We start from the raw sequence: 12,206 nt of genomic DNA, 5'->3' as shown, positions 1-12,206 counted from the left end.
ACCCGTCGTGTCGATCCGGTGTCGCGGAACGGCGCGGCGGGCGGATGATATGATCGTCTTCGGTCGGTTCGCGGGCGGCCCCGACCTTTGCGCCGGATTCGACACGGCGTCGGTTCACACGGCATTGCAACGATGGGGCGATGAAAGGCTGGCCGGTGGAAGCCGGGGCCCTGTGGCCCGACAATCGACATCGACAGGCAACTGCGGCGACGTTCCGACGTTACCCGCTTTGAATGAAACCGGTCGAATACGGTTTCCCGTATGGACGGGCCGCGTTGCCGCGGCCCGGTGGGAACACATCGCCTGAGCTTCCCGTCACGCCCGACGGAGCGATGGGTGCCCCCGGGGGCCGCCGGCCAGGGCCCCCCGCCCTGGCCCGCAGCGGCTCAGGCTCGGCCTTCGGACGGCGTCGAGTGTGACTGGGAAGCGAGGGCCCTGGCCATCTGGCTGAGCGCTTCCTGGTGCTTCTCGTTGTCAATGGCCGCGAAATTGCGCGCGAGCTCCAGGCACATGCGCTGGCGCTGCGTCATTTCCGTGGGCGCATCGGCGGTCGAGAGGCCGTCGAAGAACCAACTGACAGGCACACCGAGAACCTGGGCGATCTCGTACAGGCGTCCTGCCGAGATGCGGTTCAGGCCACGTTCGTATTTGTGTGCCTGCTGGTAAGTCACGCCGATCATTTGCGCGAGTTGCTGCTGGGACAGTCCCAGCATGATGCGGCGTTCACGGATACGGGCGCCAACGTGGTGGTCCGCGGCATTCGCCCGGGGGCTCGGCCGTGTTTCGACGTCCGGATCCTCCCGCGGTCCGTGGGCGGGCTCTGCCGGAACGGCAGCGGCGGGCGCCGGGCGGTCCGGGTCAAAGCCAGGCGCTGCAGCGTGGTCGCTGATATCGGGCATGCTGTGGATCCCTCCTACATCCGGAGCAAATGCCACACACTGACCACGATGTGGAATTAAAAGTTCCCCCCTCGCGCGAACGCTACTAATCGACTTGAGCGCCCAGAGTGCTCACGCCGCGTTGCATCAGTTCATGGGCGATCTGTTTTCAGCCTTATTATTGTATTCACTAGATGTAACCGTGCCGGTTACTTCTGTTCTCGCTTCGCGACATCGGCGGCTAAATCCTGTCGCGCCTGGGCCAGTTGCTGCTGCAGGCTCTCCACCGTTTCGCGAAGTGTCACCAATTCTTTTTCCACCTCTGGTGGAATCCGGACGGAGCGGCCACTCTCCTGTTCGTGCGGCTGGTAGAATGGTGAGAACAGACTCATGGCACGTTCGATCATGGCGAGGTTCTGGCGGCTGACCTCTTCCATGTCGAAGGGAAAAAAGTTACCCATCGTCTGCTTCATGGCGGCACGCATCTGTTCCTGCTGATGCGCGAAGTTCGTCATGGCCTGGTCGAGGTAGCGCGGCACCAGGTTCTGCATGGAATCGCCATAAAATCCGATCAACTGCCGCAGGAAACTGGTCGGCAGCAAATGACGTCCCTTGTTTTCTTCCTCGACAATGATCTGAGTCAGCACGCTTCGCGTAATGTCGTCACCTGTCTTGGCGTCGTACACCACGAAGTCGCGACCGTCTCGAACCATCTCCGCAAGTGTATCGAGAGTGATATAGCTTGAACTTTCAGTATTGTACAAGCGTCGGTTGGCGTACTTTTTTATTACGATCGGCGTCTTCTCGGCGGAGGACGCGCTGGTATCGGATTGCGCTGGCTGCGACATCTGGCCCCCTGCTGCCGGGCGAGCGTTCGCCACTGAAACGAACATGAACGGTCAAGGTAGCATGCCGCGGCGCAACATCCAAAATCCGCCCGGCCCTGCTATCCTACGCCCTGGAGGTTGCCGGAGTCGCGGCAGGAGGATGGATGAGGCATGACGGGAGGCGATCGATCCGGCCCCCCGCAGCCAGACGGGGCCGGAGAGGATCTGCGGGATCTTGCCCGCGACTGGATCACGCTATGGCAAAGCGAGTTGGCAGCACTGGCCGTCGATCGCGAATTGCAGGAGACATGGCACGTGGTGCTGGCGCTGTGGGCGGGGGCCGCCGGCGCGATGCTGCAGGGGCTGCCCCGCGGCATGCCCGATGACGGCCACGGTCCTGGGAACGGCGCCGGGGCCGCTGCTGCGCCGCGGCCCGCGCCCGCTGCTCATGCACCTGATGCTCGCGATGCTGAAGTCGAGCAGCTCCGTCACCGCGTCGCTGAACTCGAGCGCCGGCTGGCCGGGCTGGAGCGGCGCAGCCGCTGAGCGCGCCCGCGTGATCGCCGCCGCCGCCCGGGAGGCCGCCGGGGGGCGGCCCGAGGCCTTCCCACAGGCCGTCGTGATGGAAGCGCTGCAGCAGGATCGCGAGCTGGTGGCCGGCATCGCTGCCTACCGCCGCCATCCCTGGCGGCGCGAGCTGCCCGATCCGCCGGTCCTGTGGACGGAAGGCGAGACAAGGCTGCTCGATTTCGGCCGCGGGCGGGGTCGTGGCGGGCCCACCCTGCTGCTGGTGCCGAGCCTGGTGAACCGGGCCTATATCCTCGATCTCGCGCCCGGCCGCTCGATGGCGCGTTTCCTGGCAGATGCGGGCGTGCGGGTGCTGCTGCTCGACTGGGGCTGGCCGGGCGAGGTGGAGCGCAGCTTCACCCTGACCGACTACATCGCCGGCCGGCTTTCCCGCGCCCTGCAGGCGGCCTGTGCGCAGCCGCGCAGCTCGCGCGTCGTCCTCGGCGGTTACTGCATGGGCGGATTGCTCGCGGTCGCGGCGGCACAGGGGCTGCCGAGATATGTCGCCGGTCTCGCCTTGCTGGCGACACCCTGGGATTTCCATGCCGACGACCCCGATCGCGCCCACACCCTCGCCCGGCTCGCGCCGCTGCTCGAGCCGGCCATGGCCATTGGCGGGGCGCTGCCGGTCGACCTGTTGCAGGTGCTGTTCGCCCTGCTCGATCCCTGGGGCATCGCTTCCAAATATCGCGGCTTCGCCCGCCTGCCGCAGGACAGCGAGCGTGCCCGCCAGTTCGTGGCACTCGAGGACTGGCTGAACGACGGCGTCCCGCTCGCCGCCCCGGTGGCGCGCGAGTGCCTGCAGGGATGGTACGGCGCCAATGCCCCGGCCGCCGGAACCTGGCGGGTTGCCGGGTTGCCGGTCATGCCGGGCAGGCTCGACCTGCCCTGCTTCGTGGCGGTGCCCGCCCGCGACCGCATCGTGCCGCCCGAAAGCGCTCGCCCGCTCGCCGCCCTGATTCCCGGCGCGGTGCTGCACCAGCCGCAGGCCGGGCATATCGGCATGGCGGCCGGTTCGGGCGCCGAGGCGGCGCTGTGGCGGCCGTTGCTGGAGTGGCTGCGCGGGTTGCCCGGCCGGGCCTGACATTCTCGCTGCACTGCACCATAATCAGGGGGCTGGTATCGGCGGTACGCATGCAGGCAGCCGCCTTCAACGACGTGCGGGTCCAGCCCCGCGCAGAACGCAGCGGGCGCCTGCCCGCAGGGAGAAACCAGAATGGACGACATCGTCATCGTCGCGGCGGTACGGACGCCTGTCGGCAGCTTCAACGGTGCCCTTGGCACCTTGCCGGCGCATGCGCTCGGCGCCACGGCGATCCAGGCGGCGATCGCCCGGGCCGGCATCGAGGCCGGCGACGTGGACGAGGTGATCCTCGGCCAGGTGCTGACCGCCGCCCAGGGGCAGAACCCCGCCCGCCAGGCCGCCCGGCTCGCCGGCATCCCCGACGGCAAGACCGCCTTCGGCATCAACCAGGTCTGCGGCTCGGGGCTGCGCGCCGTGGCGCTGGCCGCCCAGCAGGTCCGCACCGGGGAAAGTGCGATCGTGCTGGCCGGCGGACAGGAGAGCATGAGCCAGTCTACCCACGCGGCCTATCTGCGCGCGGGGCAGAAGATGGGCGATCTGGGCCTGATCGACACCATGATCCGGGACGGGCTGTGGGACGCCTTCAATGGCTACCACATGGGCGTCACCGCCGAGAACGTGGCCCGGGCCTACGGGATCAGCCGCGAGGACCAGGACGCCTTCGCCCTGGCCAGTCAGCAGAAGGCATCGGCCGCGCAGCAGGCCGGCAGGTTCCGCGACGAGATCGCCCCGGTCACCATCAAGGGCCGCAAGGGCGAGGTGCTGGTGGAACAGGACGAATATATCCGCCACGACGCCTCGGCCGAGAGCATGGCGAAGCTGCGCCCGGCCTTCAGCAAGGACGGCACCGTCACCGCCGGCAATGCCAGCGGCATCAATGACGGCGCGGCGGTGCTGGTGGTGACCTCGGCGGCCGAGGCGTCCCGGCGCGGGCTGGCGCCGCTCGCGCGCATCGCCGCCTTCGCCACCGCCGGCGTCGATCCGGCGGTGATGGGCACCGGCCCGATCCCGGCCACCCGCAAGGCGCTCGCGCGGGCCGGCTGGACCCCCGGTGACCTCGACCTGATCGAGGCCAACGAAGCCTTCGCCGCCCAGGCCTGCGCGGTGAACAAGGATCTGGGCTGGGATACCGCCCGGGTGAACGTCAATGGCGGCGCCATCGCCATCGGCCATCCGATCGGGGCCTCCGGCGCCCGCGTGCTGGTGACGCTGCTGCACGAGATGCGGAAGCGGGACGCGAAGAAGGGCCTGGCCACGCTGTGCATCGGCGGTGGCATGGGCGTGGCGCTGGCGGTGGAGCGGTAACGCCATCGCGCCCGGGAGGCGATTTGCCTCCCGGGATTGCGGGCGGGCCTGGTCAGCACGCGTCTCTTCGCCTTCATCCGGCCATGCCGGCCCGGTCACGTCTGCTGCTGCATGCCTACGTGCAGATGTCATATGGTGCCTTTCGGCGCATCATGGACAGGCCCACCGGCAGCATGGTGCCGCGGCCCCGGCGGCTGTGCCGGGCGGAGGAGGGGGAGGTATGACCGACACGGCACGAGCCTGCCAGGACAAGGTGATGCTGATCCAGGCCGAGCTGGATGGGGAGTTGTCCGCCACCGAAGCAGCGCTGTTGCGGGCGCATCTGCGCGCCTGTCCGGCCTGCCGGGCACTCCGCTCCGAGCTCGCGCGCCTGTCCGATGCGGCGCGTGCCGAGGTGCCGGTAAACACGTTGCGGCCGCCGCCACGGGTGGCGGCGCCGCGCTCCGTGCCGCAGCGACGCCGGGGGGGCGTGCGGCCTCTCGTCGCCTTCGGCGCCGGCATGGTGCTGGCCGCGGCCATCGTGCTGCTGCTGCTGCCGGGGCCGGCCGAGCGGCTTTCGGAACAGGCGATCGCCAACCATGTCCGGGCGCTGCAGCCGGGCCATCTGACCGACCTGGTGTCTTCCGATCGCGACACCCTGCGCGACTCGTTCACTGGCCGCCTCGACTACCTGCCGCCGGTGCGCGACTTCGCGGCCGCCGGTTTTCTCCTGGCCGGGACGCGCCTCGACTATCTGGACGGCCGGGCGGTCGCTGTCCTCGTCTATCTTCGTAACCATCACCCGATCGACGTCTTCATCTGGCCGGCGGCCGGCACGACGGCGCCGGTGGTGGACGAGCGGCAGGGCTATGGGGTGGTGCACTGGCGGTCGGAAGGGATGGCATTCGTTGCCGTTTCCGACATCGACGCCGGCGAACTCGCCGCCTTTGCCCGGCTCTGGCTGGTCACCCGCGGCGGCTAGGGCGGGCCTGCCGACGACGTTTCGGCCTTCCCCTCACGATCGCTCATGTTGCGGTTGCGAACGTCACGCCCGTCGTGGTTACGGCAAGGGCGCAGGCCCCGACACGAGGGTTCGATGATGCTGTCGCGCAACATCGCCCCTGCCGCCCCGGATCCGCCGGTTGCGGTCAATCCTGCGAGATCCGTGCGGCGGTTCAACGCGCGACGGTGGAGGGGCGGCAACCGTGGCAACGTGACGGTTCATTTCCGGCCGTGATTGGCTGAATTCCCGGGGCGGACCGGGCGGGGGCGGCCGGGAAACAGACGATGTGTTTACTTTCGTCAACGGTTGCTGGCGCGCGCTGCCGTTATGATCCCTTCTGCCAGCCGTGCCTGCGGGCGCGGCCGGTCACTGTCTGCAAGGAGGGACCCAAGGAATGAGCAGGATCGCACTGGTAAGCGGCGGTACACGCGGCATCGGCGCCGAGATCAGTCGTGAACTGAAGGCCGCGGGACGTACCGTGGTCGCCAATTATGCCGGCAATGACGCCGCGGCACAGGCCTTCCGCGAGGAAACCGGCATTTCCGTCTACAAGTTCGACGTCGCCAACTTCGAAGCCTGCCGTGACGCGATCGAGCGGATCCATGCCGAGGTCGGCAAGATCGAAATCGTCGTGAACAATGCCGGCATCACCCGTGACAGTCCGATGAACCGCCTGTCGCGGGAGATGTGGGATGCGGTGGTTGATACCAATCTCGGCGGTTGCTTCAATCTCTGCCGGCTGGTCTGGGACGACATGCGGGCGGCGAAGTTCGGCCGTATCGTCAATATCGGTTCGATGAACGGCCAGGCCGGCCAGTACGGGCAGGTGAACTACGCCGCCGCCAAATCCGGCATCCATGGCTTCACCAAGGCCCTGGCGCAGGAAGGGGCGCGCTACGGCATCACCGTCAACGCGGTGGCCCCTGGCTACGTCGATACCGAGATGGTGCGGGCGGTGCCGGAAGACGTGTTGCAGAAGATCATCGCCCGGATCCCGATGGGCCGGCTCGGCCACGCCGACGACATCGCCCGTGGCGTGACCTTCCTGACCTCGGACGAGGCCGATTTCATTACCGGCTCGACGCTGTCCATCAACGGCGGGCAGCACATGTACTGAGATCCTGGTTCCGGGTTTCATCGATGCCGCCGCTCCCGGCCATGCCGGCCGGGAGCGGTCCGGCCCTACCGGTCCTGTACGGCCTGTCCCGGCTGCCAGCCGGGCGGGGCGAGTTCGAAGCCCTCGAAGCGGAAGGCCGGGCTCACCGTGCAGGTCACCAGGGTCCAGCCGCCCAGGCTGCTCGCCGCCTGCCAGACGCCGCGCGGCGCCACCTGCTGCAGGCTCTGCCCGCGGCGCGGCTCGGGGCCAAGGGCATGATGCGTCACCGCCATTGCATCGGCCGACAGGCGCAGCGCCAGCGGTGCACCGGCCTGCCAGATCCACAGCTCGTCGGCATCCACCCGGTGCCAATGGCTGCGTTCACCGGCGGCGAGCAGGAACAGGATGGCGGTGCCGGCGCCGCGGCTGCCATCGGGCGGCGTGTCGCGCCAGGTCTCGCGGTAATGGCCCCCCTCGGGGTGCGGCAGCAGCCCGAGTTCCCGGATGACCGCTGCCGCCGGCAGCGTCGGGTCGCGCAGGTCCATCGGGCGGCTCAGGCGGCCGGCGGAGCGGTCCGCGCCAGGGCCGGTTCCCGGCTGATCGCCGCGAACCAGGTGGCCAGCGCCGGGTGGTCGCGGCGCCAGTCATCAGCGGGGAAGCGCAGGTCGAGATAGCCCAGCGCGCAGGCCACGCTGATCGTGCCGATGTCGAGCACGCGGTGCGGCGGGTCCTTCTCCAGTTCGTCGAGGCTACGCTGGACGACCGCGCCCTGGCGGGCGATGACCGCCTGCCGCGCGGGATCCTCCGGCCGTTGGGCCTCCATCCGGCGCAGCACCGCCGCATCCATGATGCCATCGGCCAGGGCCTGGTATTTCAGCGCCTTCCAGCGGCCGCCGGCGGTGCGCGGGTAGAGCGATACCGCGCCGTCCAGGCTGTCGAGGTACTCGCAGATCACCGGGCTGTCGAACAGCGCCAGCCCGTCATCGGTGATGAGGCAGGGCACCTTCGACAGCGGGTTCGAGGCCAGCAGCTCCGCCGGCGATTCATGCGGGTTGGTGGGAACCAGCTCGATCTGCCGTTCGATCTCGCGGGCGATCGCGCAGGCCATGACCTTGCGCACATAGGGGCTCGTGGATGAGTGGAACAGCTTCACGGCGGTGGTTTCCTCAGAATTTGTCCTTGCGGGCGCGCAGGTCGGCGAATGTGGCAACATCCGGCGCGCGCAGGAAGGGGTTGGCGGCGAGTTCCTCGGCCAGTGTGCTGGGCACGCTCGGCCGGCCCTGGGCCCGCAGCGCCCTGACCTTGTCGGCATAGGCAAGCAAGGCCGCATTCGCGGGATCGACATGCAGCGCGAAACGGGCATTGCCCTCGGTGTATTCGTGGCCGCAGCAGACCAGTGTCTCGGGCGGCAGGGCGGCGAGTTTGCGCAGGGAGGCGAACATGTCCTCCGCCGTGCCTTCGAACAGGCGGCCGCAGCCCAGGCTGAACAGCGTGTCGCCGCAGATCAGCACGCCGCCCTCGGGGAAATGGAAGGCGACCTGCCCGCGCGTGTGGCCGGGGGTGCCGATGACATGGCCGCGGCTTTCGCCCAGGGCGACCACGTCCCCTTCGGCGACCTCGATGTCGAGCTTGGGCAGACGGTGGGCATCGGCCCTGGCGCCGACCACGCGGGCCCCGGTGCGGGCGCGGATCTCGTCGGTGGCGGCGACGTGGTCGCCGTGGTGATGGGTCAGCAGGATCAGGTCGAGCCGCCCGCCGGCGGCCTCGATCGCGGCGGCCACCGGTGCGGGCTCGGCCGGGTCGACGATGGCGGTGCTGCCGGTCGCCGCGTCGCGCAGCAGCCAGGCATAATTGTCCTGCAGGAGGGGCACGGGCTGGGCTGTGATCATGCGGCACTGTAAGGCGGTGGCCGCCTCGGGCAAAACGGCGAAGGCGTGAACGTGCGGGCCGTGCGACGGGCCGGCGGTGGCGTGGTATAAGGCAATGCCATGGGGACGGATTGTTGCGCGACGGCTGATTTCTATGCCACGCCACGCGGGGCCATGGTGGCGCGCTTGTTGCGGGAACGGATCGGCGTGATCTGGCCCTCGCTGCGCGGCCAGTCGGTGCTCGGGCTCGGCTATGCCGCCCCCTATCTGCGCCTGTGGCGGGAAGAAGTGCAGCGTTGCGTTGCCGTGATGCCCGCCCAGCTCGGGACCGCCCGCTGGCCGCTGAGCGGGCCCAATCTGTCCTGCAGCGTCGAGGAAGCCTGCCTGCCTTTTCCCGATCTCTGCTTCGACCGCATCCTGCTGGTGCACGGGCTGGAAGTGGCCGAGCACGCGCGCCGGCTGCTGCGTGAGGTCTGGCGGGTGCTCAAGGATGACGGGCGCCTGCTGGTGGTGGCGCCCAACCGGCGCGGCATGTGGGCCTATGTGGAGACCACCCCGTTCGGCCACGGCCAGCCCTATTCCGCGGGCCAGATCGGCCGCCTGCTCGCCGCCTCGATGTTCCGGGTGGAGCGGCGCGATGCCGCGCTGTTCATGCCGCCGCTGCGTCTGCGCCCGGTGCTGCGCAGCGCCCGGCTGTGGGAGAGCGGGGCGCGGCTGATGCTGCCGCTCGGGATGGCCGGGCTGACCATTTCCGAGGCGGTGAAGGATGTCTACGCCGCCATGCCGGTGGCCGCCGCCACGCCGCCCCGGCGGATGGTGATCGCCGAGGCGGCGTGGCGGCCGGCCGCGCGGGTCAGCGCAGCGGAAGAGCGTACATCAGACCCCCACGGGTCCACAGGTCGTTGAGCCCCCGGTCAAGGCCGATCGGGCTGCCACGGCCGAGATTGCGGTCGAACGCCTCGCCGTAGTTGCCGACCGCCTTGATCATGCGATAGCCCCAGCCTTCCTCGATGCCGAGTGCCTTGCCGAGCCCGGCCTCGACGCCAAGCAGGCGCCGGATGTCGGGATCGGTGCTGGTGCGCATCGCGTCGACATTGGCCTGGGTGACGCCGAGCTCCTCGGCGGCGATCAGGCCCATCAGCACGTATTTCGCGATCGCCGCCCATTGCTCGTCGCCGCGGCGCACGAACGGGCCAAGCGGTTCCTTGCTGATGCGCTCGGGCAGGATGACATGCGCCGAGGGGTCGCGCATGGCCGAGACGCGCAGCGCCGCGAGCTGGCTCGCGTCGGTCGTCATCGCATCGCAACGGCCGGACTGGTAGGTGTCCACCATGGTGTCCATGGAATTCAGGACCACCGGCTGGATCTTGATGTTGCTGCGCCGCGCGAAATCGCCGAGGTTGAGCTCGGTGGTCGAGCCGGGCAACACGCAGACGGTGGCGCCGTCGAGCTGCTTCGCGCTGGTCAGTTTGGTCGCCTTGGGCACCATGAAGCCCTGGCCGTCGTAGAAGTCGACGCCCACGCCGAGCAGCCCCAGCGCGGTCTCGCGCGTCAGCGTCAGGGTGACGTTGCGCGCCAGCACGTCGAGCTCGCCCGATTGCAGCGCCACGAAGCGGGTCTGGTAGGTGGTGGGAACGTATTTCACCTTCGCCGGGTCGCCGAGCACGGCGGCGGCGACGGCACGGCAGTAATCCACGTCGAGGCCGCGATAGACGCCCTGCGGGTCAGGGGCGGAGAAGCCGGCAACCCCGGTGTTCACGCCGCACACAAGCTGGCCACGCGAGCGCACCACATCCAGCGTCGCCGCATGGGCGCCGGTTGCGAACAATAACAGACAGGCAAGCATCGTGGGAAAACGGGGCATCGAAGCGGGCACTCCCGAACGTTGGTGATGAGACAGCTTGGCTCGCCCGCAGGGCGTGAACAAGCCGGCGTGATTGCGGTGCGGCCCTGGGCGGGGGGGGCGGCGAGGTTCGCCCCGGCCGCGCGGCATGCGTCTTTTCTGGACGGCGGGGGCGATCCCGGTGGATCGTGCCCGTGGCGATGACAGGGAGGCGCAGATGGACTGGCAGGCCGCGACGGTTGAAGCGGGGCGCATCGCGCAGGCCTGGACGGCGGAGGGCGGTCCCGGCGGCGCGGTGCTGCTGTTCGACGCCGACGATATCCGTGCCGAGGCGTGCGGCGGCCTGGCCAGCCTGGAACTGGCGATGCCGTTCCGCACCGACACCGTGGTGCGCTACGCCTCGATCAGCAAGCATTTCCTGGCTGCCCTGGTGCTGCGCGAGGGCTTCCCCGGCCTTGATGACTTCCTGGGCACGCATCTCGCGGTGCAGCCGGCGCTGGGCGCGGTCACGGTCGGGCGGGCGCTCGACATGACGGGCGGGCTGCCCGATGCGATGGAGACGCTGTGGCTGCTGGGCGTGCCACCCGGCGTGCCGATGGACCATGGCGCGCTGCTCGCGTTCCTGCAGCGCCTCGACCGTCCCGACTTCGCGCCGGGAACGGAGATCTCCTACTCCAACAGCGGCTATCGCCTGGTGCAGGCGGTGCTGGAGGCGAAGGGGATCGATATCGCCGACACGCTGCGCCGGCGCTTCCTGCGTCCGCTCGATCTGGCGCTCCGGCTGCCCTATGACGAGACCGAGCCGGTGCCCGGCCTGGCCGGTGGCTACTGGAAGTCGCCCGCGGGCTGGCGGCGCGGACGCTACGGGCTGCACATCTCGATGTCCGGCGGGCTGGCGGGCAGCGGACTCGACCTGGCGATATGGGCGCAGGCGCTGATGGTCGGGCGGGGCAATCTCGACGGGATGCTGCCGAAGCTCGCCCGCCTGCGCCATCTCGCCGACGGCCGGCCGACCGGCTATGGGCTTGGCCTTGCCCGCTATGGGCTCGGGCGGCGGGTGCTGGTCGGACATGGCGGTTCGTTGCCAGGATTCAAAAGCCATTTCCTGATCGACGCCGAGGCCCGGGCCGGGGTGGTCGTGGTCGCCAACCGCGAGGATGCCGACACGGCGACCCTGGCCCTGCGGGTGATGGCCGCGCTGCACGGCGTGACGGTGCCGGGGCCGGCCCGGGGGATCCTGCCCGAGGGACTCTATGCCATGCCCGGCACGCCGTTCTGGCTGGAACATGCCGGCGGCGTGGTGACCTGCCTGGGGGCGCAGGAAACCGTCTATCCCGAGGCGGACGACACGGTGTGCGGCCGCTCGGCGCACCTGCCGCTGCGGCTGACGGTGGCGGACGGCGCCATCTCCGGCGAGGTGGGGCATGCCCCGCGCCGCTTCGTGCCGGTCCAGGCCGGGCTCGCGCCCGATCCCGCCTGGGCCGGTGCCTGGACCTGCCTGGCCCAGAACGCCCGCCTGGACGTGGTCGTCACCGGCGAGACGGCCTATTTGCGCATCGGCGCGGGAGCGTTGCTGCGGGATCTGCCCCTGCGCCCGATTGGCGAGGGGCGGGCGCTGACGCTGCGCAGCGAAGGTCCCTGGACCCAGCGCGCCTGCCTGCAGTTCACCGGCGGGGAATTGCGGCTGGTGACCAGCCGGTCCCGCACGCTGCGCTTTACGCGGGCATCTTAAGGCAAGGGCTCCGCCCTTGACCCG

At 69.5% G+C, this 12,206-nt stretch carries 13 protein-coding genes; 7 read left to right on the top strand and 6 right to left on the bottom strand.

The window, feature by feature from the left end; genetic code table 11:
* Positions 1 to 386 precede the first annotated feature (386 nt).
* Positions 387 to 899, bottom strand: a complete 513-nt coding sequence (locus tag NBY65_RS07975; RefSeq protein ID WP_150040497.1) for a helix-turn-helix domain-containing protein — start codon at positions 897 to 899, stop codon at positions 387 to 389.
* 188 nt (positions 900 to 1,087) lie between these two features.
* Positions 1,088 to 1,726 (bottom strand): polyhydroxyalkanoate synthesis repressor PhaR, encoded by a 639-nt coding sequence (gene phaR / locus NBY65_RS07970; RefSeq protein ID WP_150040496.1) that lies wholly within the window; start codon positions 1,724 to 1,726, stop codon positions 1,088 to 1,090.
* Between the two features lie 150 nt (positions 1,727 to 1,876).
* On the opposite strand from phaR, the gene NBY65_RS07965 reads away from it, so the two are divergent.
* The 5 genes from NBY65_RS07965 (at position 1,877) to phbB (ending at position 6,760) form a co-directional block, all read left to right on the top strand.
* Positions 1,877 to 2,251 carry a hypothetical protein gene (locus NBY65_RS07965; protein WP_239002762.1) on the top strand — a complete coding sequence of 125 codons (375 nt, stop codon included), beginning with the start codon at positions 1,877 to 1,879 and terminating at the stop codon, positions 2,249 to 2,251.
* A complete protein-coding gene (locus tag NBY65_RS07960; RefSeq protein WP_239002761.1) occupies positions 2,172 to 3,356 on the top strand; it encodes an alpha/beta fold hydrolase in 1,185 nt (394 codons plus the stop codon). Before NBY65_RS07965 ends, NBY65_RS07960 begins: the two co-directional genes overlap by 80 nt.
* Positions 3,357 to 3,488: 132 nt before the next feature.
* Positions 3,489 to 4,661: an acetyl-CoA C-acetyltransferase gene (locus NBY65_RS07955; protein ID WP_150040494.1), complete on the top strand. Its 1,173-nt coding sequence runs from the start codon at positions 3,489 to 3,491 to the stop codon at positions 4,659 to 4,661.
* 220 nt (positions 4,662 to 4,881) lie between these two features.
* On the top strand, positions 4,882 to 5,622 hold the full coding sequence (locus tag NBY65_RS07950; RefSeq protein WP_150040493.1) for an anti-sigma factor family protein: 741 nt from the start codon (positions 4,882 to 4,884) through the stop codon (positions 5,620 to 5,622).
* A gap of 415 nt (positions 5,623 to 6,037) precedes the next feature.
* Complete coding sequence (gene phbB, locus NBY65_RS07945; protein ID WP_150040492.1) at positions 6,038 to 6,760, top strand: acetoacetyl-CoA reductase; 723 nt, start codon at positions 6,038 to 6,040, stop codon at positions 6,758 to 6,760.
* A 65-nt stretch (positions 6,761 to 6,825) separates the two neighbouring features.
* Here phbB and NBY65_RS07940 read toward each other — a convergent pair whose 3' ends face one another.
* The 3 genes from NBY65_RS07940 to gloB are packed head-to-tail and all read right to left on the bottom strand — an operon-like array spanning position 6,826 to position 8,628.
* Positions 6,826 to 7,284, bottom strand: coding sequence for a cupin domain-containing protein (locus NBY65_RS07940; RefSeq protein ID WP_150040491.1), 459 nt, complete (start codon positions 7,282 to 7,284; stop codon positions 6,826 to 6,828).
* Between the two features lie 8 nt (positions 7,285 to 7,292).
* Positions 7,293 to 7,892, bottom strand: a complete 600-nt coding sequence (locus NBY65_RS07935; protein ID WP_150040490.1) for a glutathione S-transferase N-terminal domain-containing protein — start codon at positions 7,890 to 7,892, stop codon at positions 7,293 to 7,295.
* Between the two features lie 13 nt (positions 7,893 to 7,905).
* Complete coding sequence (gene gloB, locus NBY65_RS07930) at positions 7,906 to 8,628, bottom strand: hydroxyacylglutathione hydrolase (RefSeq protein ID WP_150040489.1); 723 nt, start codon at positions 8,626 to 8,628, stop codon at positions 7,906 to 7,908.
* 99 nt (positions 8,629 to 8,727) lie between these two features.
* On the opposite strand from gloB, the gene NBY65_RS07925 reads away from it, so the two are divergent.
* Positions 8,728 to 9,513, top strand: a complete 786-nt coding sequence (locus NBY65_RS07925) for a class I SAM-dependent methyltransferase (protein ID WP_150040488.1) — start codon at positions 8,728 to 8,730, stop codon at positions 9,511 to 9,513.
* Here NBY65_RS07925 and NBY65_RS07920 read toward each other — a convergent pair.
* Positions 9,461 to 10,471 (bottom strand): amino acid ABC transporter substrate-binding protein, encoded by a 1,011-nt coding sequence (locus NBY65_RS07920; protein WP_150040487.1) that lies wholly within the window; start codon positions 10,469 to 10,471, stop codon positions 9,461 to 9,463. The genes NBY65_RS07925 and NBY65_RS07920 overlap by 53 nt on opposite strands.
* A gap of 127 nt (positions 10,472 to 10,598) precedes the next feature.
* On the opposite strand from NBY65_RS07920, the gene NBY65_RS07915 reads away from it, so the two are divergent.
* Positions 10,599 to 12,182 carry a serine hydrolase domain-containing protein gene (locus NBY65_RS07915; protein ID WP_150040486.1) on the top strand — a complete coding sequence of 528 codons (1,584 nt, stop codon included), beginning with the start codon at positions 10,599 to 10,601 and terminating at the stop codon, positions 12,180 to 12,182.
* Positions 12,183 to 12,206: the final 24 nt, after the last annotated feature.

Source organism: Rhodovastum atsumiense (genome assembly GCF_937425535.1).
GTDB classification, from domain to species: Bacteria; Pseudomonadota; Alphaproteobacteria; order Acetobacterales; family Acetobacteraceae; genus Rhodovastum; species Rhodovastum atsumiense.
The sequence above is the reverse complement of the archived record's forward strand: the minus strand, read 5'-3'. Positions and strand labels throughout refer to the sequence as shown.

Coding starts and splice junctions, on each gene's coding strand:
- NBY65_RS07975 (WP_150040497.1), bottom strand. CDS start 899: ATGCCCGATATCAGCGACCACGCTGCAGCGCCTGGCTTTGACCCGGAC.
- phaR (WP_150040496.1), bottom strand. CDS start 1,726: ATGTCGCAGCCAGCGCAATCCGATACCAGCGCGTCCTCCGCCGAGAAG.
- NBY65_RS07965 (WP_239002762.1), top strand. CDS start 1,877: ATGACGGGAGGCGATCGATCCGGCCCCCCGCAGCCAGACGGGGCCGGA.
- NBY65_RS07960 (WP_239002761.1), top strand. CDS start 2,172: ATGCTGAAGTCGAGCAGCTCCGTCACCGCGTCGCTGAACTCGAGCGCC.
- NBY65_RS07955 (WP_150040494.1), top strand. CDS start 3,489: ATGGACGACATCGTCATCGTCGCGGCGGTACGGACGCCTGTCGGCAGC.
- NBY65_RS07950 (WP_150040493.1), top strand. CDS start 4,882: ATGACCGACACGGCACGAGCCTGCCAGGACAAGGTGATGCTGATCCAG.
- phbB (WP_150040492.1), top strand. CDS start 6,038: ATGAGCAGGATCGCACTGGTAAGCGGCGGTACACGCGGCATCGGCGCC.
- NBY65_RS07940 (WP_150040491.1), bottom strand. CDS start 7,284: ATGGACCTGCGCGACCCGACGCTGCCGGCGGCAGCGGTCATCCGGGAA.
- gloB (WP_150040489.1), bottom strand. CDS start 8,628: ATGATCACAGCCCAGCCCGTGCCCCTCCTGCAGGACAATTATGCCTGG.
- NBY65_RS07925 (WP_150040488.1), top strand. CDS start 8,728: ATGGGGACGGATTGTTGCGCGACGGCTGATTTCTATGCCACGCCACGC.
- NBY65_RS07920 (WP_150040487.1), bottom strand. CDS start 10,471: ATGCCCCGTTTTCCCACGATGCTTGCCTGTCTGTTATTGTTCGCAACC.
- NBY65_RS07915 (WP_150040486.1), top strand. CDS start 10,599: ATGCGTCTTTTCTGGACGGCGGGGGCGATCCCGGTGGATCGTGCCCGT.